Source organism: Zobellella maritima, assembly GCF_003075035.1.
Classification (GTDB): domain Bacteria; phylum Pseudomonadota; class Gammaproteobacteria; order Enterobacterales; family Aeromonadaceae; genus Oceanimonas; species Oceanimonas maritima.
Genome location: NZ_QCZE01000001.1, coordinates 1,548,263 through 1,573,393, shown reverse-complemented (window position 1 = coordinate 1,573,393; position 25,131 = coordinate 1,548,263). Strand labels below are relative to the sequence as shown.

The following is a 25,131-nucleotide window of genomic DNA, read 5'->3' as shown; positions in this document are numbered from 1 at the left end:
ATGCTGCTAACGCCCGACTAGTGTACCCGCACGGAGCCTAGACTAGCGCTTTTCCATATGCCGGACAAGGAGTGGAATCAATGGCAGGGCCGAATCTGTCGCAGGTTTTACCGGTTCAGACCCGGTGGTCAGCGTTATTTGGCTTGGCTGTTGACTCGGATATTGCTTCACACGAAGCTTTTTAAGCGTGTGATGACAAAATTTGTCAAGTTCATAACGAGTCTCTTTGTCAAATATTAACTAGAATTAACCAATAGAAGTAATGAAGTAATGATGTTATCGGTATCCCCTATAGGAGTAGCCAGGTTATGAATCCTGATACCAGTCTGGTCGGAAAGAAAATCCGGCAAATTCGCGAGACCATGGGACTCAGCCGCCCCAAATTTGCTGAGCTGCTCCAAGTTCCGCCTACCACCCTGAAGAATTACGAGCTTGGCTACCGGGAGGTGGGAGGTGCCTTTTTGGTGGCGCTGGCCCAGCATCCTGAACTGCATAAATATACTCTGTGGTTGTTGTCCAACAAGACCCTGAGTGAAGTGGGACAGGTCAGCCCGGAGCAGTTACACTGAACCGTCAGCGAGTCTGGGGCTGCCTTCATCGCCTGCTTTATGCTAAAAGGTGCGGCATACTAATTTTTCGCAGGTGAGGTGTGTTGTGCGTATTATCCGTTCAATGTCTGTCATGCTTGTTTCAGGGCTGCTTTTGGCCTGTACTCAGTCGCCGACCGGCAGGAGTCAGGTGCTGTTGTTCTCCGAAGCGGAAATGGCCTCCCTGGGCCAGTCCTCATTCGAACAAATCAAGGGCGAGGAAAAGCTCAGCACCAGCCGCAGTGACAATGCCTATGTCCAATGTGTGACCAACCAGCTGGTGACCGTATTGCCCTCCTCCTATCGTCAGAGTCCCTGGGAAGTGGTGGTATTCGACTCTCCGGAGGTGAATGCCTTCGCCTTGCCCGGCGGTAAAATCGGGGTCTACAGTGGCTTGCTGAAAGTGGCCAAGACCCAGGATCAATTGGCGTCGGTGATTGGCCATGAAATGGCTCATGTGTTGGCCAAACACAGCAACGAGCGGGTCTCCCGCTCTCAGCTGACCAACATGGGGCTGGGGGTTGCCGATGCGGCCCTGGGACAGTCAGGCCTGCGCGAGCCGGCGATGGCGGCCCTGGGACTGGGTGTGCAGGTGGGGTACCTGCTGCCCTATGATCGAGAGCAGGAAGTCGAGTCCGATCGCCTGGGCCTGCAGTTGATGGCCCAGGCCGGCTTCAGGCCGGAAGAAGCCGTCAACATGTGGCAGAATATGTCTGCCGCCTCATCGGGCCGGCAGCAGCCTCCCGAGCTGTTGTCTACCCACCCTTCCCATGGCTCCCGTATCCAGGAGCTGAATGCCCTGATGCCCGAGGCGCAGTCTGTCTATCAACAGGCACGCAATCAGGGCAAAGTGCCTGCTTGCCATCGTTAAGGCTGGTCCATGTATTACGGTTTTGATATTGGCGGCACCAAGGTTGCCTTTGCTGTTTTCGACGATGACTTTAACGAGCGGGAGCGGGAGACCTATGCCACTCCCGGTGAGGATTACCCGGCGTTTGTTGAGCAAGTCGGCCAGCGTGTGGCCGCCGCCGACCGCCGGTGGCACTGTCGGGGCAAGGTCGGGCTGGGCTTTCCTGGTATGCTCAGGCCGGACGACGGCCAGATACTGGCACCCAATGTGCCGGTGATCCATGGTCAGACATTAGTGGCCGACGTGCAGCATCGCCTGGCGCGACCTGTTTATGCCGGTAATGACGCCAACTGTTTTTTATTGTCGGAGTATCACCAAGGCGCCGCCGCCGGTACCGAACTGGTTCTGGCCCTGACCCTGGGGACCGGTGTGGGTGGTGCCCTGCTCCATCAGGGGCGCCTGCTCGGTGGTTTGCAGGGCGGGTGCGGGGAGTTTGGCCATGGGGGGATTAACGCAACCCTCTTGCTACGTTACCCCGAGTTACCCCTCTTTTCCTGCGGTTGTGGTCGGCAGGCTTGCCTGGAGACTTATGTCTCGGGTACCGGCCTTGGCCGGCTTTACCTGCACTGCAGCGGTCGTTCACTGTCGGGGCGGGAGATTATCCAGGCCTGGCAGCAACAGCAGCCCGAGGCGGTCCTGTGTCTGGATATGTATCTGAATATTCTGGCTGCGGGGATAGGTGATCTGGTTACCCAGCTGGACCCGGGGAGGGTGGTACTGGGCGGCGGGTTAAGTGATTATCCCTGGCTGTATCGACAGCTTGCGGAGCGCCTGCCCGGCTATTTGATGCACGGTGCCCGGCCACCGACCATCGTCGCTCCCCATTTTGGTGGTGCCGGCGGGGTCCGTGGTGCCGCATTATTGGCCAAGTACGTCGCTTAAGCGTTTAGCTCGCCCTGTTAATTTGTTAGCATGACTTTTTTGTACCCAAACAGAGGGAATGTCATGTCGTCATACGAGACAATTGAGCAACAGGCGAGCTACGGAATTGGTCGCCAGATTGGTGACCAGCTGGCCCAGCAATCATTTGAAGGGCTGGATATCGCTTCCGTACAGCAGGGTCTGGCAGACTCCCTCAATGGGATCGACTTCGCCGTATCCCGTGAAGACATCAATGCGGCCTTCCAGGTTATCGGTCAGCGCATGCAAGAGCAGCAGGCGGCCCAGTCTGCCAAGGCGCAGGAAGAACAGGCGGCGTTTCTGAATGCCAACGGTGAGCGGGCTGAAGTACAGCAAACCGCTTCCGGCCTGCAGTACGAAATCCTCAGCGAAGGTACCGGTGCCAAGCCGGCCGCCACCGATACCGTACGCGTGCACTATCACGGCACCTTTATCGACGGCTCCGTATTCGACAGCTCTGTGCTGCGCGGCGAGCCTGCCCAGTTCCCGGTCAACGGTGTGATCAAGGGTTGGGTCGAAGCGCTGCAGCTGATGCCTGCCGGCTCCAAGTGGAAGCTGTATGTGCCTTATGAACTGGCCTATGGCGAACAGGGTGCCGGCTCCATTCCGCCCTGCTCCACCCTGGTATTCGAAGTCGAACTGCTCGAAATCGCATAAATACTCAAGCCGGCAACCGCCGGCTTTTTAATGAGTGAGGGTGGGGATATCGAGCTTCGCTTATCCCCGGTACTCATTTCAGTCAGAGAATTTGCAAGCATCGGCTTATCTGGCAAACTTTGGGTCTATTCTTCATCAAAAGTAAGTGAAAGGAAAACAGCATGACAAATCCGGTTCGCATTGCCGTGGCTGGCTGTAATGGCCGCATGGGCAAGGTACTGGTTGAATCCGTTACCAACACCGACGGGGTGGTGCTGACCGCCGCCATCGAACATGCCGGCTCAAGTGTGCTCGGTGCCGACGCGGGTGAGTTGGCCAATGTGGGCAGGCTGGGCGTGATCGTTCGCGATGATCTGGCAACCATCATAGATGACGTCGATGTGATCATCGACTTTACCCGTCCCGATGTGACCCTGGGCAATATCGCCCTGGCCAGGCAATACGGCAAGCGACTGGTGATCGGCACCACCGGTTTTGATGAAGCCCAGAAGGCCGAAATCCAGGCCGCCACCCAGGAGACGGCCATGGTGATGGCGTCCAACTACAGTGTGGGTGTGAACCTGGTATTCAAGCTGCTGGAACAGGCCGCCAAAGTGATGGGCGATTACACCGATATCGAAATCGTCGAAGCCCATCACAGATTCAAGGTCGATGCCCCATCCGGTACCGCCCTCAGCATGGGTGAGGTGATCGCCGATACCCTGGGACGAGACCTGAAAGAGTGCGCCGTCTATGGCCGTGAAGGGATTACCGGTGAACGGGATCGCAATACCATCGGTTTTGCCACAGTGCGGGCCGGCGACATAGTCGGCGAGCATACCGCCATGTTCGTGGATATCGGTGAACGGGTCGAAATTACCCACAAGGCCTCAAACCGGCTGACCTTCGCCAATGGTGCCGTACGGGCCGCGGTCTGGATTGCCGGGCAGCAGCCTGGCTTGTATGACATGCAGGATGTACTGAACCTGAAGTAAACTGAAAATATTCACTGAGGCAGGGCACAATTTTAGTTATTCAACGATGAAAAAACGTTTTTGTGGCCTGCTTTATTTCGTTTTTATTTCTTAATTTATTGTTTTTGTTGAATAAAACTCTCTATTTTTTGTTTTTGTTATTTTTTTCGTAAGGTTAGGGTCAATAACAGCTTTTTTATCTTCAGTTAGAGTTTTTTGACTTTTGTTGTTGATTTTTTGAATAAAAATTCAATTTTTATGTTGCCCTTGTACAGAACAGCAGTAAAGTACGAAAAAGTTTGTCGAAAACACGGCTTTTATATAAAATACGCAGAATTTGCCCAGTATTAGGCCGAGATGCAGTAAATTTTTTTTGTCTGTAACTCGGGACAGCCAGGTAAATTGTTGATTTATAAGAATTAACTTGGAGGTTGTCTTGACTCATTCAGCGCTGCTCGTATTGGAAGATGGTTCTGTCTTCCGTGGTACAGCAATCGGTGCCGACGGTTGTTCCGTTGGTGAAGTGGTATTCAATACGTCGATGACGGGATACCAGGAAATCCTCACCGACCCATCATATTCCCGTCAAATTGTAACTCTTACTTATCCACATATAGGCAATACCGGCACTAATGCTGAAGATGAAGAGTCGGCTCAGGTTCATGCCCAGGGTCTGATTATCCGCGATCTCCCCATTATCGCCTCCAACTTCCGTAATCAGCGCTCCCTGTCCGATTACCTCAAGGCCCATAATATAGTGGGTATTGCCGATATCGATACCCGCAAACTGACCCGTATCCTGCGTGAAAAAGGCGCTCAGGCCGGCTGTATCATTGCCGGCCCGGCACTTGACGAAGCCAAGGCACTGAACGAGGCCAAGGCGTTTCCCGGCCTGAAAGGCATGGATTTGGCCAAGGAAGTCACTACCGCCAAGGCCTATCCCTGGTGTGAAGGAAGCTGGACCCTGGGCGAAGGCCACAGCCAGCCTGCCGAGGGGGAGCTGCCCTACCATGTGGTGGCCTACGACTACGGCGTCAAGCGCAACATACTGCGCATGCTGGTGGATCGTGGCTGCCGGCTGACCGTGGTGCCTGCCCAGACCCCGGCTGCCGAAGTGCTGGCGCTGAATCCGGACGGCATCTTCCTGTCCAACGGACCGGGCGATCCAGAGCCCTGTGATTATGCTATCGAGGCGATCAAGAGTTTCCTGGAAACCGATATCCCGGTATTCGGTATCTGCCTGGGTCACCAGTTGCTGGGCCTGGCCAGCGGCGCCAACACCGTCAAGATGAAGTTCGGCCATCATGGCGCCAACCATCCGGTTAAAGACCTGGACAAGAATGTGGTGATGATCACCAGCCAGAACCATGGTTTTGCGGTGGACGAAACAACCCTGCCGGCCAATGTGCGGGTCACCCACAAGTCGCTGTTCGACGGTAGCCTGCAGGGCATTCATCGTACCGACAAACCGGCATTCAGCTTCCAGGGCCACCCCGAGGCGAGCCCGGGTCCCCATGAAGCGGCCGACCTGTTCGACCATTTTATCGATTTGATTAAGCAGTACCGCGCGTAAGGAGTAGGGAAGAGTCATGCCAAAACGTACAGACATACAGAGCATTCTGATCCTGGGCGCAGGCCCGATTGTGATCGGTCAGGCCTGTGAATTCGACTACTCCGGCGCCCAGGCCTGTAAAGCCCTGCGTGAAGAAGGTTACCGCGTCATCCTGGTGAACTCCAACCCGGCCACCATCATGACCGACCCGGAGATGGCCGACGCCACCTATATCGAGCCGATCCACTGGGAAGTGGTGCGTCGTATCATCGAAAAAGAGCGTCCCGATGCCATATTGCCGACCATGGGCGGCCAAACCGCACTGAACTGTGCCCTGGAGCTGGAAAAGCACGGCGTGCTGGCCGAATTCGGTGTGGAGATGATCGGTGCCACCGCCGATGCCATCGACAAGGCCGAAGACCGCCACCGTTTTGACCAGGCCATGAAAAGCATCGGCCTGGCCTGTCCCCGCGCCGGGATTGCCCACAACATGGAAGAGGCGTACAAGGTACAGGAAGAAGTGGGCTTCCCCTGCATCATCCGGCCAAGCTTCACCATGGGCGGTACCGGCGGTGGTATCGCCTACAACCGGGAAGAGTTCGAGGAAATCTGTACTCGTGGCCTGGATTTGTCGCCGACCAACGAACTGTTGATCGATGAATCCTTAATCGGCTGGAAAGAGTACGAGATGGAAGTGGTGCGGGATCGCAACGACAACTGCATCATCGTCTGTGCCATCGAAAACTTCGATGCCATGGGCGTGCACACCGGTGACTCCATTACCGTGGCCCCGGCCCAGACCCTGACCGACAAGGAATACCAGCTGATGCGCAACGCCTCCATGGCGGTGCTGCGCGAAATTGGCGTGGAAACCGGCGGTTCCAACGTGCAGTTCGGTATCGACCCCAAGACCGGCCGCATGGTGATCATCGAGATGAACCCGCGGGTGTCCCGCTCTTCCGCCCTGGCCTCCAAGGCGACCGGCTTCCCGATTGCCAAGGTGGCGGCCAAGCTGGCTGTCGGCTACACCCTGGACGAGCTGCAGAACGACATCACCGGCGGCCTGACCCCGGCTTCGTTTGAACCGGCCATCGACTATGTGGTTACCAAGATCCCGCGCTTCAACTTCGAGAAGTTTGCCGGTGCCAACAACCGCCTGACCACCCAGATGAAGTCCGTGGGTGAAGTCATGGCCATCGGCCGCAACTTCCAGGAGTCGCTGCACAAGGCCCTGCGCGGCCTGGAAACCGGCCAGACCGGCTTCGACCCCGTGGTTGATCTGAATGACGCGGACAGCCTGTCCCGCATTCGCCATGAGCTGCAGGAGCCGGGTGCCGAGCGTATCTGGTACATCGCCGATGCCTTCCGGGCCGGCATGAGTGTCGACGGCATCTTCAAGCTGACCAATGTGGACCGCTGGTTCCTGGTACAGATCGAAGAGCTGATCAAGCTGGAAGAGCAGGTCAAGGAGCTGGGCTTTGCCGGCCTGACCGCCGACTGGCTGCGCGCCCTCAAGCGCAAGGGCTTTTCCGATGCACGCCTGAGCAAGCTGCTGGGTGTGGCCGAAGGCGAGGTACGCAAGCAGCGCCATCGTCATGAAATCTTCCCGGTATACAAGCGGGTGGATACCTGTGCCGCCGAGTTCTCGACCAACACCGCCTACATGTATTCCTCCTATGATGAGGAGTGCGAAGCCCAGCCCACCGACAAGGACAAGATCATCGTGCTGGGTGGTGGCCCCAACCGTATCGGTCAGGGCATCGAGTTCGACTACTGTTGCGTACATGCCTCGCTGGCGCTGCGTGAAGACGGTTACGAGACCATCATGGTCAACTGTAACCCCGAGACAGTGTCTACCGACTACGACACCTCCGACCGTCTCTACTTCGAGCCGGTTACCCTGGAAGACGTGCTTGAGATCGTGCGCGTCGAGCAACCCAAGGGCGTGATTGTCCAGTATGGCGGTCAGACCCCGCTGAAACTGGCCCGTGCCCTGGAAGCGGCCGGCGTGCCGATCATCGGCACCAGCCCGGACGCCATCGACCGCGCCGAAGACCGGGAACGCTTCCAGCAGGCGGTGGATCGTCTGGGCCTCAAGCAGCCCCAGAACGCCACCGTGACCGCCCTGGACCAGGCCGTGAACCTGGCCGTGGATATCGGTTATCCGCTGGTGGTGCGCCCCTCCTACGTATTGGGTGGTCGCGCCATGGAAATCGTCTATGACGAGCAGGATCTGCGCCGCTACTTCAACGAGGCGGTGAGCGTGTCCAACGAGTCGCCGGTACTGCTGGATCGTTTCCTCGATGACGCCACCGAGGTAGATATCGACGCCATCTGTGACGGCAAGGACGTGGTCATCGGCGGTATCATGGAGCACATCGAGCAGGCCGGTGTCCATTCCGGCGACTCCGGTTGCTCCCTGCCGCCCTACACCCTGAGCAAGACCATTCAGGACGAGATGCGCGAGCAGGTGCGCAAGCTGGCCCTGGAGCTGGGCGTAGTCGGCCTGATGAACGTGCAGTTCGCGGTCAAGAACAGCGACATCTACCTGATAGAGGTCAACCCGCGTGCCGCCCGTACCGTGCCGTTCGTATCCAAGGCTACCGGCATCCCGCTGGCCAAGGTGGCGGCTCGGGTGATGGCCGGCAAGTCGCTGGTTGAGCAGGGGGTGACCAAGGAAATCATTCCGCCCTATTACTCGGTCAAGGAAGTGGTGCTGCCGTTTAACAAGTTCCCCGGCGTTGACCCGCTGCTGGGCCCGGAAATGCGCAGTACCGGCGAGGTGATGGGCGTGGGTGAAACCTTCGCCGAAGCCTTTGGCAAGGCTCAGCTGGGCGCCGGCAAGGGCGTGCCGAAAGAAGGCCGCGCCCTGCTGTCGGTTCGCCACAGCGACAAGCAGCGGGTGGTCGACCTGGCCGCCAGCCTGCTGGAAGCCGGCTATCAGCTGGATGCCACCCACGGTACTGCCGTGGTGCTGGGTGAAGCCAATATCAACCCGCGGTTGGTGAACAAGGTGCATGAAGGTCGTCCTCATATTCTGGATCGCATCAAGAACAATGAGTACACCTACATCGTCAACACCGCCGAAGGTCGTCAGGCCATCGAGGATTCCCGCCAGCTGCGTCGTGGCGCCCTGGCCCAGAAGCTGGCCTACACCACCACCCTCAACGGTGCCTTTGCCACCTGCATGGCGATGGCTTATGACGCCACCGCTTCCGTGATCTCCGTACAGGAAATGCACGAGCGGGTCGCCAACGGCAAGTAATCAGCGGCCAACCGGCCAAACGAAAAAAAGGCGCCTGTGGGCGCCTTTTTTTTGTTTGGTTATCAGGAGCGATCGACAATCTTCATCAATGTTTGCCCTTGAAGCTCTCGGAAGGCAGCTCACCGAAGCGCTGCTGATACTCTTTGGCAAAGCGGCCCAATTGGGTAAAGCCGCAGTCCATGGCGATGCTGGAGACACTTTCATTGGCGGCCGCTTGTTGCAAGCGGATCCTGACCTGTTGGAAACGCAGGTTGCGGAAATAGGCCATAGGCGAGCAGTCATAGAAGGTGCGGAAATCCCGATAAAGTTTTTCCCGGCTGACCCCGGCGGCCTTTTCGAAATCATTCACCGACAGGGCCTGGTCGAGATGGGCTTTCATCATCGACTCAAGCTCGGTCAGGTAGGTCGGCCGGTTAAGCTGACGATCTTCCAGCTCGCGCGAATAATTATGGGGTTGGGCATAGAGCAATCCTGTGATCAGGGTGTCCTGGAAAGATGACCAGACATCGGGAAAATCGAACAGGCTGCTTTGATTCTTCAGCATTCCCTGCAGGGTTGCGACCGTACTCCACCAGTCGCCCATGCCTTCGTTCAGTCGGATGCCGGGATCAAAAATAATCGGGGCAGAGATGTCTCTGTGCAGCAGGGACGCCAGTTTTTGTTCCACCGCCGTACGGGAGATACGCACCAGTTGCTTCCGGCAGTCCGCCCCCAGCGTCAGACTGACCGGGTTGCCGGGAGAGACGATCAAGCCCGTCTGGGCGTTCGATTCAATCCTGTTTTTTTTATGCTCTATGTACTGGGAGCCGGTCAGGGGCAGGCTGATGCTGTAACTGTGTAACAAGTCCTGGGTCTTGACATGGGCGGGGGTGGAATATTCGATTACGCCAAAGGAAATTTGGCCCAAAGAAGCCCCCTGATGACGGAACAGCAGATCCTGGGGCCTGCTGATCTCGAGGTTATGGGGACCACATATTCTACCCATCCAATCGCGGGCCGAGCCGATGCTGCTCAGCTCTATCGCCAAAAACTGCCTCTGTACCCTGTTATGGTGCTGGTTCATATGCTTCCCTTTCGACTGTGTCCCTATCGTCAGCCGTATCCGCTGTTGTTAACCCTGACATGGGTTGACAGCATTTGACTCACATCCCTCACGCCGAATCCCGTGCCGTGTGCCGCTCTCCTGAGATAGTTCCGTGGAGAATCGGATAATGCGTTTTACCATAAAGAGCGACCTGTTAACAAATGGTCTACCAGGAAGTGCATATAGTTAACATCTAAACTGCATATCGACCCTCCGGCTTGAGCGCTAGATTGATTCCATACCAATCAGGCTCAAAAGGAGAGGACCCCATGACCACCCACAGAAGCGTTGCCCAGTGGCAGGAATTTGTCCAGGGCTGTCTCGATTTCAGGCCAGAGCAAGGTGTTTATCGTATAGCTCGGGACATGTTCACCGATAAGGCGCTGTTTGATCTTGAAATGGAATTGATTTTCGAGAAGCAGTGGATCTTTGCCTGTCATGAAAGCCAGATAGCCAATCCCAACGATTTTATTACCATGCAGGCCGGCCGTCAGCCGATGATCATCACCCGCGACGGCAAGGGCGAGCTGCATGCCCTGGCCAATACCTGTCAGCACAGGGGGGCCACCCTGACCCGGGTATGCAAGGGCAACCAGTCGACCTTTACCTGCCCGTTCCACGCCTGGTGTTACAAGTCGGACGGTCGGCTGGTGAAGGTCAAGGCGCCGGCCGAATATCCCGCCGATTTCGACAAGTCCAGCCGGGGCCTGCGTGAGGCGCGGATTTCCAGCTATAAGGGATTTGTGTTTATCAGCCTGGATTTGGAGTCAGAGCTGAGCCTGGAAGACTTCCTCGGCGATACCCGGTTATTTTTCGACATGATGGTCGAGCAATCGGTCGATGGAGAACTGGAAGTGCTGCCCGGCCAGTCCACCTACACCTTTAACGGCAACTGGAAGCTGCAGAATGAAAACGGCCTGGATGGTTATCATGTCAGCACGGTGCACTACAACTATGTGAGCACGGTACAGCATCGCCGGGAGCTGGAGGCCAGTAAAAACGGTACCGGCGGCGATACCCTGGATTACAGCAAGCTGGGCGCCGGTGACAAGGATACCGACGATGGCTGGTTTTCTTTCCATCATGGTCACAGCCTGTTGTTCAGTGATATGCCCAATCCCAGGGTACGGCCGGGTTATGACAGCGTCATGCCTCGCCTGCTGGAAGCCCATGACGAAGAGCGGGCCAAGTGGACCATGCACCGGCTGCGCAACCTGAATATCTATCCCAGCCTGTTCTTTATGGATCAGATCAGCTCCCAGCTGCGCATTATTCGCCCGGTTGCCTGGAACAAGACCGAAGTGATCAGCCTGTGCCTGGGGGTGAAGGGCGAGTCGGCCGCCGACCGGGAAAACCGTATCCGCCAGTTCGAGGATTTCTTCAATGTGTCCGGCATGGGGACACCGGATGATCTGGTTGAATTCAAGGAATCCCAGCGCGGTTTTGAAGCGCGAATTTCACCCTGGAGCGATATCTCCCGTGGCTACGAGACCTGGCAATACGGTGAAACGCCCAACAGCCAGGTACTGGGTATCAAGCCCGTGATAACCGGGGTCGAGTTTACTCAGGAAGGGCTTTATGTGAATCAGCACGGGGCCTGGCAGGAAATGATGTTGCAAGGGCTGGAAAAGAAATCACAGAAGTCTGAAGAGGTGTAATCCATGGAATACCAACACTCACTCGAACAGTTTTTTTATCAGCTTTCGGCGTTGTGCGATGATCAGGATTGGGACAACTATCTGGAGCAGTTCTCCCCCGATGCCGAGTTCCATATTCCCCAATGGGAAACCGAACATCAGCATACCAGGGATCCCAAGCGTGAAATGTCCCTGATGTATTATGCAGACAGGGGAGGAATTGAAGATCGGGTATTCCGTCTGCGCACCGGCAAGTCGGCGGCTTCTACTCCCATGCCGCGCACCCTGCATCTGATTAATAATTTGCGCTATCAGGAAGATGGCAAGGGTCTGTTTACGGTTCGGGTTAACTGGGTCACCCATTATTATCGTTTTGGTGAAAGTCATCATTTTTTCGGTACTGCCAATTATCGGCTGCGCCGTGATAATGACAGCTGGAAAATAACCTATAAACAGACCATTTTGCTCAACGATAAAATAGATTCCGTACTGGATTTTTATCACGTTTAAACTGATTGGGGTAATTATGTCTTATACCGCTGCTATCGTTTTTCGTGATGGTAAGACTCGATTCATCGAGGTTAAGGAAAACGAGTTATTGATGGATGCCTCTTTACGACAGGGAGTTAATTTACCGGTTGACTGTCGTGAGGGGGTCTGTGCCACCTGTCGCGGGCTTTGCGAATCCGGCGAGGTTGAACTGGATTATATAGACGAAGAAGCGCTGTCTGATAAAGAAATAGGTTCCGGCCATATACTGGCCTGTCAGACGCGACTCAAATCGTCCGGATCATTTTATTTTGATGTGGATTCCACCCTCTGCAGTGTTTCCAGCGAGAGCTTCAAAGGCACTGTCAGCGTCTTCAAGCAGGTATCGGATGCCGCCGCGCTCATCGAGATCAAGCTCGAAGGTGAAGGGAGTCGGTTGCGCTACTTGCCCGGACAATATGCCCGTATCCAGATTCCGGGAACGGATCAATGGCGCGCCTATTCCTTTGCCAATCATTCGGCTGCGGAAGGTTATGTCCGCTTTTTAATTCGGCTGCTGCCCAATGGCGTAATGAGCGACTATTTACGTTACCGGTGCCGGGTCGGGGATGAAATAACCTTTGAGGCGCCTATGGGATCTTTTTATCTGCGCGAAGTAGAAAGACCCTTATTGATGGTGGCCGGTGGAACTGGGCTGTCGGCTTTTCTTGGCATGCTGGAAGATCTGGCCGCACGGGGGGACTGTCATCAAACCGTCCGTTTATGCTATGGCGTGACTCAGGATATGGATTTAAGCGAGCTGGATCGGCTTGATTCATTTAAGGCACAACTGGCCGACTTCGATTATGACGTCATCGTGATGAAGCCGTCTCAATATTGGCAGGGCAAGCAGGGTGTGGTTTGTGATCTGTTCGACAAGGAGTATCTGCAGCAGCCATTCGATACCTATTTGTGTGGTCCGCCACCCATGATAGACGCAACCCAAAACTGGCTGGAAGTGAATCAGGTGGCCGAGCACCAATTATATTTTGAAAAGTTTGTTTCCAGCTGATGCCGCATAACTGTTTCGAATAGCACTGAAATTTTTAAGACTGCTCCGATGATTTTCCTGACTGCCCTTGTCTTGGAAAAAACAGCGTGCCCGGGTACAGCAGTTATTTATTGGGCGGTTTACAGCAAAAAGAATAGGGGAGTGATCACATGAAAAAACTCAAGGCAGCTATTATCGGGCCGGGCAACATCGGCACCGACCTGCTGATGAAGATGCTGCGCTCGGACTGGATAGAGCCGGTGTGGATGGTCGGCATCGACCCTGCATCCGATGGCTTGAAGCGCGCTCGGGAGATGGGCATCAAGACCTGCGACACCGGCGTCGACGGCCTGCTGCCGCATGTGCTGGAAGACGACATCCGCATCGCCTTCGATGCCACCTCGGCCTATGTCCACGCCGAGAATAGCCGCAAGCTCAACGAACTGGGGGTCATCATGATCGATCTGACCCCTGCCGCCATCGGCCCCTTCTGCGTGCCGCCGGTCAACCTCAAGCGGCATGCCGCCCAACTGCAGCTGAACGTCAATATGGTCACCTGCGGCGGCCAGGCCACCATTCCCATGGTTGCCGCCGTCAGCTGGGTGCAGCCGGTGGCCTACGGTGAAATCATCGCCACCGTGTCCTCCCGCTCGGTCGGCCCCGGTACTCGCCAGAATATCGACGAGTTTACCCGTACCACCGCCGGCGCGGTGGAATCCGTGGGCGGCGCCCGCCAGGGCAAGGCCATCATCATCATCAACCCGGCCGAGCCGCCGCTGATGATGCGCGACACAGTGCATTGCCTGGTCGAGGGCGAACCCGATAAGGAAGCCATCACCCGCTCGGTGTTGGACATGGTTGAGCAGGTACAACAATACGTGCCCGGCTACAAGCTGGTCAACGGCCCTGTGTTCGACGGCAACAAGGTGTCGATGTTCATGGAAGTGGCCGGCCTGGGCGATTTCCTGCCCACCTATGCGGGCAACCTGGACATCATGACTGCCGCCGCCCTGCGCACCGCCGAGCTGTTTGCCGAAGAGGCGGCCAGTGGGGCGATTCAGTTACCGGCCCGGGGCTAAGGAGACAAACGAAATGAATCTGAAAGACAAGAAGGTCATGCTGCACGACATGAGCCTGCGCGACGGTATGCATGCCAAGCGGCACCAGATTTCCCTGGCGCAGATGGTGGACATCGCCACCGGCCTGGATGCCGCCGGTATGCCACTGATCGAAGTCACCCACGGCGACGGCTTGGGCGGCGCCTCTGTCAACTATGGCTTCCCCGCCCACAGCGACGAGGAATATCTGCAGGCGGTGGTGCCGCAGATGAAGCAAGCCAGGGTCTCGGCCCTGCTGTTGCCCGGCATCGGCACCGTCGACCATTTGCAGATGGCCCGGGACTGCGGTGTGTCCACCATACGGGTGGCCACCCACTGCACCGAGGCGGATGTGTCCCAGCAGCACATTGGGCTGGCCGCCAAACTGGGTCTGGACACGGTCGGCTTCCTGATGATGGCGCACATGGCCAGCCCGGAGAAGATCCTCGAACAGGCACGGCTGATGGTGGATTACGGTGCCAACTGTATCTATGTCACCGACTCCGCCGGCTACATGCTGCCCGCTGACGTTACCGCCCGCATGGCGTTGCTGCGCGGCGAGCTGCCGGCGGCGGTGGAGCTTGGCTTCCACGGCCACCACAACCTGGGTCTCGGCATCGCCAATTCCCTGGCGGCCATCGAGGCCGGCGCCACCCGCATCGACGGCTCGGTTGCCGGGCTGGGTGCCGGGGCCGGCAACACCCCGCTGGAAGTGCTGTGTGCCGTGCTCGACCGCATGGACGCCGAAACCGGTATCGATCTGTACCGGATCATGGATGTGGCCGAGGACCGGGTGGTGCCGATGATGGACCAGCCGATCCGCGTCGACCGGGACGCCCTGACCCTGGGCTATGCCGGTGTGTATTCCTCCTTCCTGTTGTTCGCACAGCGGGCCGAAGCCAAGTACGGGGTGTCCGCCCGGGACATATTGGTGGAGCTGGGGCGCCGCGGCACCGTTGGCGGCCAGGAAGACATGATTGAAGACCTGGCACTGACCATGGCCAAACAACAAGGACTGAACTGATGGGAAACCTGAATAAAGACCAGATCGCCCGGCTTGCCGAACACCTCGAAAACGCCGAGCTGGAAGCCTTTGAAGTAACCAAAATCACCGACGAGTACCCCGAGATGTCCTATCAGGATGCGTTCGACATCCAGTGGGAGATCCGCCGCCGCAAGGAAGCCCGCGGCACCAAAATCGTGGGCATGAAGATGGGGCTGACCTCCTGGGCCAAGATGGCGCAGATGGGCGTCGAGCAACCCTGCTACGGCTTCCTGGCCGACTATTTCAGCGTGCCGGAAGGGGGTGACATCAAGCACGATGAGCTGATCCACCCCAAGATTGAAGCCGAGCTGGCGTTCGTCACCAAGCACGAGCTCACAGGGCCGGGCTGTCATATCGGCGACGTGCTGCGCGCCACCGATTTCGTGATGCCGGCGGTGGAAGTGATCGACTCCCGCTACAAGGACTTCAAGTTCGATCTCAAGAGCGTGATTGCCGACAACTCGTCATCCAGTCGCTTTGTCACCGGCGGGCGCATGGCCGATGTCGCCGAGCTGGATCTGAAGAACCTGGGGGTGGTGATGGAAGTCAATGGCCAGGTGGTGCAGACCGGCGCCGGTGCGGCGGTGCTGGGTCATCCGGCGGCCTCGGTGGCCATGCTCGCCAACATGCTCGGCGAACGAGGCGAGTCTATCCCCGCGGGCAGCTTCATCATGATCGGCGCCATCACAGCGGCGGTGCAGATGAACAAGGGCGACAGCTTCGTGGTGCGCTATCAGGGCCTGGGGACGCTCAGTGGCCGCTTTGTATAAGGAGAGTCGGACATGCCGATTGTACAGGTGAACATGATGGAAGGCCGAACCGACCAACAGAAGGAAGCGGTCATCGAGGAGGTCACGGCCGCGCTGATGCGCAGCCTGGACGCGCCGCGTGAGTCGGTACGGGTACTGATCAACGAGCTGCCCAAGCAGCATTTCGGCATCGGCGGCCAATCGGCCAAGGCGCTGGGGCGTTAGCCATGAGCAGGCAGGGAGACCTTACCCGTCCGCCGACACGCCGTAGGCTAAGGCCACCTTCGCTTTGTCCCTGCTGCGAACATTCACCGGATGTTCGGTCAGGTCCAAAGCTCGGTGCAGGCGGCAAGCCGCCCTCTGGGGGCTCGTCCGCACATCCGACCGCCATGGATGGCGGGAATGCCGGAACGGCAGGAGCATTTTCCGGTCCTGACGCAGACGGTCGGCTTGCCGGGCAAGGTTCCCTGCACCTCAACAAGGTGCCTGACACAAAACAAGCAACAGGAGGCCAGGATGCACAGTTACACCATCACCCTGCATCGTGAAGGACAGCCGCCGGCGGCCTTTACCGTGCAGTCGGGTCAGTCCCTGCTGGTCGGGGCCGAGGCCGATCCTCGGCGACCGGTGCCGGTCGGCTGTCGTGGCGGCGGCTGCGGCCTGTGCCGGGTACGTATCCTGACCGGAGACTATCAGCGCGGACGCATGAGCCGCACCTATATCAGCGCCCGGGACGCGCAGCAGGGCTATGCCCTGGCCTGCCGGGTGCTGCCATTAACCGACATGGACATAATGCCGGCACCGCTGACGGTACCGGCACCGGCGATACCGCCTAAGGAGACAGCATGAGAAAAGGTGTAATGAGGCCCGGTCACCTGCAACTGCGGGTGTTGAATATCCAGGATGCACTGGCCCACTACCGGGATCTGTTGGGGCTGATCGAGGTCGAGACCGACGAACAGGGCCGGGTCTACCTCAAGGGCTGGACCGAAGTGGACAAGTTCTCGGTGGTGCTGCGTGAGTCCGATACCCCGGGCATGGACGTCATGGCGTTCAAGGTGTTGAATGACGCCACCCTGCAGCAGTTGCACCAGGACCTGCTCGCCTATGGCGTGGATGTGGAGGTGATCCCCGCCGGCGAGTTGAACGGCTGTGGCCGTCGGCTGCGCTTCGTGGCCCCCACCGGCCACCACTTCGAACTGTTCGCGGAGAAGGAACAGCCCGGCCGCTACGGCGTCGGCAACCACAATCCGGAAGCCTGGCCGCGTGACCTGACCGGCATGAAGGCCCAGCGCTTCGACCATTGCCTGCTGTACGGCGACGATCTGGACGGCACCTTTGCGCTGTTCAACGAGGTGCTCGGTTTCGACCTGTGCGAACAGGTCTTGACCCCGGACGGCGAGCGGGTGGCCCAGTTCCTCACCGTGTCGATGAAGTCCCACGACGTGGCCTTTATCAAGCACGCGGAAAAGAACAAGTTCCATCACGCCTCCTTCTTTCTGGAAACCTGGGAGGACGTGTTGCGCGCCGGTGATCTGATTTCCATGACCGATACCGCCATCGATATCGGCCCGACCCGTCATGGTATCACCCATGGCCAGACCATCTATTTCTTCGATCCGTCGGGCAATCGCAACGAGGTGTTCTGCGGCGGCGACAGCTTCTACCCGGACCATGCACCCATTACCTGGGATGCGGACAAGCTGGGCAAGGCGATTTTTTACCATGATCGTCAGCTCAATGAGCGTTTCCTGACCGCGCTGACCTGAGCCGGAGACGGGTAGCTCTTGGCACCACTACCAACATGCAGTGGGCCCGGAGGAGACCGCAGGAAGCGACAGCGCCGACCGTGACATGCCAGGGATGGCAGGTCACGAGCCGACAGGGATGTACTTGTGGCGTGCCGGTGGTGCCGGCCTTGTGGTCGACCGGCACCGCTATCAGCAGGATCCATATTCATATCGGATGAACAATGTCATGAACGAATTCAAACATTTTATTAACGGCGAGTACGTCGCCTCCCAGAGCGGCAAGACCTTTGAAAACCGCTGTCCGGTGGACAATGGCCTGATTGGCCTGGTTCATGAAGCCGGCCGCGAGGAGGTCGACGCCGCAGTCAAGGCCGCGAAGGCCGCGCTGAAAGGCCCCTGGGGCAAGTTGACCCAGGCCCAGCGTACCGCCTTGCTGCACAAGGTCGCTAACCGTATCAATGCGCGTTTCGACGAGTTTCTCGAGGCCGAATGCCGCGATACCGGCAAGCCCTACAAGATAGCCAGCCATATCGACATTCCTCGCGGGGCGGCCAACTTCACCGCCTTCGCCGAGACCCTGGCCAACCACCCCACCGAGAATTTTCGTTTGGATACCCCGGACGGCAAGGGTGCGCTCAATGTCGGCCATCGCACCCCCAAGGGGGTGATTGCAGTGATCTCCCCCTGGAACCTGCCGCTGTTGCTGATGACGTTCAAGGTCGGTCCGGCGCTGGCTTGCGGCAACACGGTCGTGGTCAAGCCCTCGGAAGAAACCCCGGCCACCACCACCCTGCTGGGCGAGGTGATGAACGAGTGTGGCGTGCCCCCCGGAGTATTTAACGTGGTGCACGGCTTTGGTCCGGACTCCGCCGGCGAGTTCCTCACCACTCATCCGCTGGTCGATGCCATCACCTTTACCGGTGAAACCCGCACCGGCGAGGCGATCATGAGGGCGGCCTCGGTGGGGCTGCGCAATGTCTCGATGGAATGCGGTGGCAAGAACCCGGGCATAGTATTCGCCGATTGCGATATTGAAAAAGCGGTCGAGGGCACCATGCGTTCTGCGTTCGTGAACTGCGGCCAGGTGTGCCTGGGTACCGAACGGGTCTATGTGGAGCGCCCCATCTTCGATCGCTTCCTGACACGGATGAAAGAAGAAGTGGCCCGGCTCAAGCTGGGCCGGCCGGAAGACGCGGAAGCCAACTTCGGGCCGCTGGTCAGCCAGTCGCACAGGGACAAGGTGCTGTCCTACTACAAGCTTGCCGAACAGGAAGGCGCCACCGTGGAAATCGGCGGCGGTATCCCGGACATGGGGCCCGAGCTCAACGGCGGCGCCTGGGTCGAGCCGACCATCTGGACCGGACTCGCCGACGACGCCCGGGTGATCCGCGAGGAAATTTTCGGACCCTGTTGCCATATCCGTCCGTTCGATAGCGAAGAAGAAGTGGTTGCCTTGGCCAACGACACCGACTATGGCCTGGCCGCCGCTATCTGGACCGAGAACAGCAGCCGGGCGGTGCGGGTGGCCGAGCAGCTGGAGGCGGGCATAGTGTGGGTCAACAGCTGGTTCCTGCGCGATCTGCGCACCGCCTTCGGCGGCGCCAAGCAGTCCGGCATCGGCCGCGAGGGCGGGGTGCACGGCCTGGAGTTCTACACCGAGCTGAAGAACATCTGCATCAAGCTGTAAAAGCCTGGTTACGTTCTTTTTCGGCCCAGCCAGGAGGCAACAGGCGGCACTGGCGCTTTGGCCGAGTACACCATTTTACGGCGTGTTGGCGAGCAGCCCCTGCGGACTAACACCCCGATGGACCATATAGCAGGAAAGACCATGAACCAAGAACAGATTATCCAGTGCGGCAACGAGCTCTATCAGGCCCTGCGCCAGCGCGAAACCCTGGCACCGCTGACCAGTCGCTTTGCGGACATCGGCATGGATGATGCTTATAACATCTCGATGCAGCTGCTCAACCGCCGGCTGGCGGACGGCGAGCGTATCATCGGCAAGAAAATTGGCCTGACCTCCAGGGCGGTACAGACCATGCTCAAGGTCGACCAGCCCGACTTCGGCTATCTCACCGACGCCATGGTCTACAGCCAGGGCCAGGATGTGCCGGTCAGTGAGCTGCTGATCCAGCCCCGTGCCGAGGGCGAAATCGCCTTTATCCTCAAGAAAGATCTGATGGGCCCGGGGGTAACCAGCGCCGATGTACTGGCCGCTACCGAATGCGTGATGCCCTGCTTTGAAGTGGTCGACTCACGCATCGACAACTGGCAGATCAAGATCCAGGACACCATTGCCGACAACGCCTCCTGCGGGGTGTTTGTGCTCGGCGATACCGCCGTCAGCCCCCGCCGGGTGGATCTGGCGACCTGCGGCATGGTGGTGGAGAAGAACGGCCAGCTTATCAGCACCGGCGCCGGCGCGGCGGCGCTGGGCAGCCCGGTGAACTGCGTGGCCTGGCTGGCCAATACCTTAGGATCCTTCGGCATCGGCCTGAAGGCCGGTGAAGTGATCCTGTCCGGCGCCCTGGTGCCGCTGGAGCCGGTCAAGGCCGGCGACCATATGACGGTGTCCATCGGCGGCATCGGCAGCGCCTCGGTTCGTTTTAGCTGAGCCGTCACAACTCGCAGTAACAGGCGGCAGCCGCTGCTGTCGCCCACCCGTATCTGGTTAAGCAATGAATGGATTGACCATCACCACAATGGAGTTGAACATGACCAAATTTAAACGCCTGCTGATTGCCGCCACTGCAGCGTCCCTGACGCTGTCATCGCTTTCCGCCCAGGCCCGGGATTTTCGTCTGGGGCTGATCACCCCGCCCCCCCACATCTGGACCCAGGCCGCCAACGACTTTGCTCAGGAATTGAACGAAAAATCCGCCGGCCAGCATAAGGTATCCGTGTTTCCGGCCCAGCAGCTGGGCAACGAAGCACAGATGGTGCAGCAGTTGCAGACCGGCGCCCTGGATATGGCCTTCTTGACCATCGCCGAGATCTCCAACCGGGTACCGGATTTTGGTGCCCTCTATGCCCCCTATCTGGTGGATGACATTGACCAGGCCGCGGCGCTGTTGCGCTCCGACACCGCCACTCAACTGCTGGAGCAACTGCCGGGCGGGGTCGGCATGGTCGGCATCGGCTACGGCATGGCGGGTATGCGCCAGGTGCTGAGCCGGGAAGAGGTGACCAGTCCGGCCGCATTGCAAGGCAAGAAGCTGCGCATCACGCCGTTCGAGCCGATCCGTGACTTTTATACCGCCCTGGGGTCGGCACCAACCCCACTGCCGCTGCCGGGAGTTTATGATGCCCTGGCCAATGGTCAGGTCGATGCCATCGATATGGATTTCGATTCTATCCTGATCCTCAAGTTTTATGAGCGGGCCAACAACCTGCTGATCTCCAACCACATGATGTTCCCCATGGTCGGGGTGGTGTCGGGCCGGGTATGGCGCGAGCTGAGCGAGGATGACAAGACCCTGGTACGGACCCTGATGAGATCCCACCTGGATTCGGTTATCGACCGTTTCCAGCAACAGGAAAAAAGCCAGGAGCAGCAACTGAGGGCGCTGGATATCCGAATCACCGAAGCCGACCGCAGCACCTTTGCTGACGCCATCAATAGCTGGGAAACCACCTGGTCCAAGAAAGCCGGTTCGCTGGACGCCTTACGTCAGGCAGCAGCCGACATCAAAGGCAGCTGATCATTCATCGATAGGGTAGGGCCCGGTGTTAAAGACACCGGGCCGGAGGGTATTTGATGTTAAAGCGTTTTTCGGATGGGATGGCCTCGGCGGAGATGTTTGCCGCTGCTGTTCTGGCCGCGACCGTGACCCTGCTGGTACTGCTGAACATAGTCAGTAGGGCGCTGGGGCAGGCGATTTACTGGGTGGACGAGTTGGCCATCTATAGCATGGTATGGATGACCTTTTTGGCGACCTCGGCCGTTTTGAAAAAACGCCAGGGTGTTGCCGTGACTATTTTAACCGACTGCCTGCCGGCCAGGAGCCGGCGCTGGCTGGTGGTGTTCAGCGACCTGATGATACTGGCGTTTGCGGCCGGTCTGTTTGCCCTATGTTGGCGCTGGTACAGCCCGGCGGCCCTATGGCAGGCCGGTTTCGACGTTCAGACTTTTCAGGCCGAGACCTTCAATTTTATGTACTCCGAGAATACCAGCACCATAGGGATCAAAAAGTTCTGGGTATGGTTGGTGTTGCCGGTATTCGCCTTGTCTCTGGCCCTGCATGCCCTGATCAACCTGTATGACAGCCTTCGGATGGCTGGAACCACAGCGGGAGAGCCGCTATGACCTTGCTGATTTTTTTGTTGCTGCTGTTTACTGCCGTACCCATAGCGTTGGTGCTGGCGCTGACCGCCATCTGGTATATAGGCTCATCGGGGAATACCGTGTTATTCGAGTCTTACCCTCAGCAACTGTTCGGCGCCATAGAAAGTTACGGTCTGCTGGCCATCCCGCTGTTTATGCTGGCCGGCGAGCTGATGAATGAAGGTGGGCTGACCAGGCGGCTGATCGACCTGGCGCGGATCCTGGTGGGTGGTTTTCGCGGCGGCCTGGCCTACATTAACCTGGTGGCCAATATGATGATGGCGGCCATCATGGGCTCGGCCGCTTCCCAAATCGCCATCATGTCCCGGGCCATGGTGCCGGCGATGGAAAAAGAGGGCTACGACAAATCCTATTCGGCGGCCATTACCGCCGCCGGGGGGCTCTTGTCACCCATTATCCCGCCGTCCATGCTGTTTGTGCTGTTCGGCGTACTGGCCCAGGTGCCGATCGCGGAAATGTTTATCGCCGGTATCATTCCCGGCCTGATCATGTCTTTGTTGTTTTTTCTCACCATCAGCCTGATGGGGCTGATACATCAGTACCCGAAAGGGGAATGGCCGAGTCGCCGGCAGGCCCGGCATTTCCTGCTGATGGGCATGCCCGCCGGTTTTATTCCCCTGGTGATCATCGGCGGTATTCTGACCGGACTGGCAACCCCGACGGAATCGGCGGCCATGGCCTCGTTGGGCGCCTTGCTGATCGGCAAGTATGTGTACAAGGATCTGCAGTTTTCCCAGCTGTTCGGCATTCTCAAGCGGACCGCCATCAACTCCGGCATGGTAATCATGCTGATCGCGGCGGCCGGGGTGTTCGGCTGGGTGATCGTGTTTGAACAGATACCCCAGAGTGCCGCCGCCTGGATTGCCGAGCAGACGTCGGATCCCTTCGTATTCCTGCTGATGGTGGTCGGTATCCTGTTGTTGGTAGGCATGGTGATCGATGGCATTGCGGCGTTGATCCTGGTGGTGCCTATCCTGTTGCCCATTGCCCAGTCGCAGTTCGGCATCAGTCCATTCCAGTTCGGGGTGGTGGTCTGTCTGACCCTGGTGATGGGGCTGCTGACGCCGCCGGTCGGGGCCGGACTGTTTATCGCCTCGTCCATGACCGGCGCCTCGCCCATGCGTATTTTCCGCTCCCTGCTGCCTTTCCTGGCCGCCACCCTGATCACCCTGGTGCTGCTTAGCTGGAAAGGCTCGCTGGTAACCATGCTGCTATGACCCCAGCCAGGGGGGATGCTGTCGTTGAGCAGATCCGGGAGTGTTCCGTCGAATGGACCCTTTGCTACGGAAAGGGTCCATCACCCCAGGAGCGAATCGGATTGCTTATTACCGCTGATGGAGAGGAAGGGGACCGGCTCAGCCGTTTGCTTTGACGAGGCTGAGGACACTGGCGCAGAGGCCGCTGGCGGAGTAGGAAAAATAAGCATTAATTTCACACATAAATGTTTTAAGTATTAAATATATTGGTGTAAAGTAAATTAACAAAAGGACTCCCGGGCCAGGAACCATCACCTGTGAAACGAGGAGGCCAACACCAGCAGCAATCTTTGTTTCGAGAGAAAGTGGTAAAGGTATGAAAGACGAAATCGCACTCAAGGCCTGGTTCAGGATGTTGTCCAACACGGCGCTGATTGAGCAGGAATTACGCACGCTGTTTATACAGAAATTCAATGTCACCCTGCCTCAGTTCGACCTGATGGCGGCATTGCATCATGCGGGCGGGACGGAAAAAATGTCCGCCCTGTCCCAACGGATGAAAGTATCGAACGGCAACATTACCGGCGTGGTGGATCGCCTCGAACGTGACGGCCTGGTAGAGCGACAAGCTCAGGTGGAAGATCGCCGGGTCAAGTTGATCAGCCTGACGGAACAAGGTGCCGAGACCTTTGCACGCATGGCCTCGGCCCATAAAAGCTGGATTTCAGAGGTGCTGGCGGACATGAGTGCCGAAGACCTGGATGTCCTGTATCAGCATTTATTCAAAATGAGCAGGATCCTGAAAGAGAGAACAAAATAACATGACGTCGTCGATAATCCGTGGGGTGAGTGCATGGCCTTTCATAAAGAAGAGATAATACGATTCAGGCACTGCGACCCGGCTGGTATTGTATTTTATCCAAGGTATCTGGAAATTCTCAACGATATGGTTGAGGACTGGTTCAAGGTAATGGGATACCCATTTGAAGAAATGGGAAACCGTTTGGGGGCAGGGGTTCCTACCATCAATTTGAATATCACTTTCATGCATCCCTGCCGCCAGGGGGAAACACTTTCTCTGACACTGAGGTGTTTGAAGGTGGGGGACAGTTCCTTTGAGATTAATATCAGTGGCGAGCAACTGGGTCAGCCTATTCTTGACGCGCAGATAGTGCTCTGTTTTACCACCATTGGCAGGCAGGTAAACAAGTTATCTATTCCGGATGGGATCAGAAAAAAAATGCAGGAATATCTAACGGACCCTACGGCGGCCACTATCTAAATATCATCACTAGCCTGATGGCGCATTCGGCGTCCATCAATCGAAATAATGGAATCGATAATAATTGAATGGAGTCATTTATGGATAAGGTAATTGATATCCCCAATACCGTTGCTTTTGATCGCTATTACCATTGCCTGCTAACCGGTTGTGGTCTGTTTGCCGCCATCATGTTTGCCGGAATGGCGGTATTGGTATGCAGCGATATTGTGTTGCGTAACCTGACTCATATCTCACTGCCCTGGACCATGGAAGCCTCGGAGTATCTGCTGATGTCGGCAACCATGTTGGCTGCTCCCTGGCTGTTATATTGCGGCGACCATATCCGTATCGATATCAGCCTGCGGATGATGCCTCCCCGCTGTCGGATGTTTTTTGAACGGGGCAGTGATCTGTTAGGCAGTATTATTTGCGCCGTGCTGACCTGGTATAGCGTCATGGTAACCCTGGACAGTGCCGAGCAGGGCGGTTTGATATTCAAGGTGCTGGTATTTCCCGAATGGTGGCTGAACCTGCCGATGATATTCGGATTTACCCTGTTGACGCTGGAGTTTATGCGGCGGTTACTGAAACAGCCTGACGTCGAGTCGGAGGTACAGTAA

The 25,131-nt window shown here is 57.6% G+C and carries 25 protein-coding genes; 24 read left to right on the top strand and 1 reads right to left on the bottom strand.

Annotated features, from left to right (window positions below):
* Positions 1–308 precede the first annotated feature (308 nt).
* The 7 genes from DCS96_RS07240 (at position 309) to carB (ending at position 8,824) form a co-directional block, all read left to right on the top strand.
* Positions 309–569 (top strand): helix-turn-helix domain-containing protein, encoded by a 261-nt coding sequence (locus DCS96_RS07240; RefSeq protein ID WP_116473631.1) that lies wholly within the window; start codon positions 309–311, stop codon positions 567–569.
* 103 nt (positions 570–672) lie between these two features.
* On the top strand, positions 673–1,458 hold the full coding sequence (locus DCS96_RS07235; protein WP_116473630.1) for a M48 family metallopeptidase: 786 nt from the start codon (positions 673–675) through the stop codon (positions 1,456–1,458).
* A 9-nt stretch (positions 1,459–1,467) separates the two neighbouring features.
* Positions 1,468–2,379 carry an ROK family protein gene (locus DCS96_RS07230; RefSeq protein WP_116473629.1) on the top strand — a complete coding sequence of 304 codons (912 nt, stop codon included), beginning with the start codon at positions 1,468–1,470 and terminating at the stop codon, positions 2,377–2,379.
* A 63-nt stretch (positions 2,380–2,442) separates the two neighbouring features.
* A complete protein-coding gene (locus DCS96_RS07225; protein WP_116473628.1) occupies positions 2,443–3,054 on the top strand; it encodes an FKBP-type peptidyl-prolyl cis-trans isomerase in 612 nt (203 codons plus the stop codon).
* Between the two features lie 161 nt (positions 3,055–3,215).
* Complete coding sequence (dapB, locus tag DCS96_RS07220; protein WP_116473627.1) at positions 3,216–4,028, top strand: 4-hydroxy-tetrahydrodipicolinate reductase; 813 nt, start codon at positions 3,216–3,218, stop codon at positions 4,026–4,028.
* Positions 4,029–4,443: 415 nt separating this feature from the next.
* Complete coding sequence (carA, locus tag DCS96_RS07215) at positions 4,444–5,580, top strand: glutamine-hydrolyzing carbamoyl-phosphate synthase small subunit (protein ID WP_116473626.1); 1,137 nt, start codon at positions 4,444–4,446, stop codon at positions 5,578–5,580.
* 16 nt (positions 5,581–5,596) lie between these two features.
* Positions 5,597–8,824, top strand: a complete 3,228-nt coding sequence (gene carB / locus DCS96_RS07210) for a carbamoyl-phosphate synthase large subunit (protein ID WP_116473625.1) — start codon at positions 5,597–5,599, stop codon at positions 8,822–8,824.
* 85 nt (positions 8,825–8,909) lie between these two features.
* On the opposite strand, the gene DCS96_RS07205 is transcribed toward carB, so the two are convergent.
* Positions 8,910–9,887 (bottom strand): AraC family transcriptional regulator, encoded by a 978-nt coding sequence (locus DCS96_RS07205; RefSeq protein WP_116473624.1) that lies wholly within the window; start codon positions 9,885–9,887, stop codon positions 8,910–8,912.
* 290 nt (positions 9,888–10,177) lie between these two features.
* On the opposite strand from DCS96_RS07205, the gene antA reads away from it, so the two are divergent.
* The 17 genes from antA (at position 10,178) to DCS96_RS07120 (ending at position 25,131) form a co-directional block, all read left to right on the top strand.
* Positions 10,178–11,566: an anthranilate 1,2-dioxygenase large subunit gene (antA, locus tag DCS96_RS07200; RefSeq protein ID WP_116473623.1), complete on the top strand. Its 1,389-nt coding sequence runs from the start codon at positions 10,178–10,180 to the stop codon at positions 11,564–11,566.
* A 3-nt stretch (positions 11,567–11,569) separates the two neighbouring features.
* Complete coding sequence (gene antB / locus DCS96_RS07195) at positions 11,570–12,055, top strand: anthranilate 1,2-dioxygenase small subunit (protein ID WP_116473622.1); 486 nt, start codon at positions 11,570–11,572, stop codon at positions 12,053–12,055.
* Between the two features lie 16 nt (positions 12,056–12,071).
* Positions 12,072–13,085: an anthranilate 1,2-dioxygenase electron transfer component AntC gene (gene antC, locus DCS96_RS07190; RefSeq protein ID WP_116473621.1), complete on the top strand. Its 1,014-nt coding sequence runs from the start codon at positions 12,072–12,074 to the stop codon at positions 13,083–13,085.
* Positions 13,086–13,234: 149 nt separating this feature from the next.
* Complete coding sequence (locus DCS96_RS07185) at positions 13,235–14,143, top strand: acetaldehyde dehydrogenase (acetylating) (protein WP_116473620.1); 909 nt, start codon at positions 13,235–13,237, stop codon at positions 14,141–14,143.
* A 13-nt stretch (positions 14,144–14,156) separates the two neighbouring features.
* On the top strand, positions 14,157–15,185 hold the full coding sequence (gene dmpG, locus DCS96_RS07180) for a 4-hydroxy-2-oxovalerate aldolase (RefSeq protein ID WP_116473619.1): 1,029 nt from the start codon (positions 14,157–14,159) through the stop codon (positions 15,183–15,185).
* Entirely contained in the window at positions 15,185–15,976 is a 792-nt protein-coding gene (gene dmpH, locus DCS96_RS07175; protein ID WP_116473618.1) for a 2-oxo-3-hexenedioate decarboxylase, read from the top strand. Before dmpG ends, dmpH begins: the two co-directional genes overlap by 1 nt.
* Positions 15,977–15,988: 12 nt before the next feature.
* A complete protein-coding gene (locus tag DCS96_RS07170; RefSeq protein ID WP_116473617.1) occupies positions 15,989–16,180 on the top strand; it encodes a 4-oxalocrotonate tautomerase in 192 nt (63 codons plus the stop codon).
* Positions 16,181–16,471: 291 nt separating this feature from the next.
* The gene (locus DCS96_RS07165) at positions 16,472–16,804 is read left to right on the top strand and encodes a 2Fe-2S iron-sulfur cluster binding domain-containing protein (RefSeq protein ID WP_116474560.1); all 333 of its coding nucleotides are present in this window, start codon (positions 16,472–16,474) and stop codon (positions 16,802–16,804) included.
* Positions 16,801–17,724 carry a catechol 2,3-dioxygenase gene (locus DCS96_RS07160; protein WP_116473616.1) on the top strand — a complete coding sequence of 308 codons (924 nt, stop codon included), beginning with the start codon at positions 16,801–16,803 and terminating at the stop codon, positions 17,722–17,724. Before DCS96_RS07165 ends, DCS96_RS07160 begins: the two co-directional genes overlap by 4 nt.
* Before the next feature lie 208 nt (positions 17,725–17,932).
* On the top strand, positions 17,933–19,393 hold the full coding sequence (locus DCS96_RS07155; protein ID WP_116474559.1) for a 2-hydroxymuconic semialdehyde dehydrogenase: 1,461 nt from the start codon (positions 17,933–17,935) through the stop codon (positions 19,391–19,393).
* Positions 19,394–19,534: 141 nt separating this feature from the next.
* Entirely contained in the window at positions 19,535–20,320 is a 786-nt protein-coding gene (gene dmpE, locus DCS96_RS07150) for a 2-oxopent-4-enoate hydratase (RefSeq protein WP_116473615.1), read from the top strand.
* Between the two features lie 100 nt (positions 20,321–20,420).
* Positions 20,421–21,407, top strand: a complete 987-nt coding sequence (locus tag DCS96_RS07145) for a TRAP transporter substrate-binding protein (RefSeq protein WP_116473614.1) — start codon at positions 20,421–20,423, stop codon at positions 21,405–21,407.
* A 56-nt stretch (positions 21,408–21,463) separates the two neighbouring features.
* Positions 21,464–22,012, top strand: a complete 549-nt coding sequence (locus DCS96_RS07140) for a TRAP transporter small permease (RefSeq protein WP_116473613.1) — start codon at positions 21,464–21,466, stop codon at positions 22,010–22,012.
* Positions 22,009–23,268, top strand: a complete 1,260-nt coding sequence (locus tag DCS96_RS07135) for a TRAP transporter large permease (RefSeq protein WP_116473612.1) — start codon at positions 22,009–22,011, stop codon at positions 23,266–23,268. The genes DCS96_RS07140 and DCS96_RS07135 overlap by 4 nt, the downstream gene beginning before the upstream one ends.
* Positions 23,269–23,623: 355 nt before the next feature.
* The gene (locus tag DCS96_RS07130) at positions 23,624–24,067 is read left to right on the top strand and encodes a MarR family winged helix-turn-helix transcriptional regulator (protein WP_116473611.1); all 444 of its coding nucleotides are present in this window, start codon (positions 23,624–23,626) and stop codon (positions 24,065–24,067) included.
* A 33-nt stretch (positions 24,068–24,100) separates the two neighbouring features.
* Positions 24,101–24,529, top strand: coding sequence for an acyl-CoA thioesterase (locus tag DCS96_RS07125; protein ID WP_116473610.1), 429 nt, complete (start codon positions 24,101–24,103; stop codon positions 24,527–24,529).
* An 80-nt stretch (positions 24,530–24,609) separates the two neighbouring features.
* Positions 24,610–25,131, top strand: a complete 522-nt coding sequence (locus DCS96_RS07120) for a TRAP transporter small permease (RefSeq protein WP_116473609.1) — start codon at positions 24,610–24,612, stop codon at positions 25,129–25,131.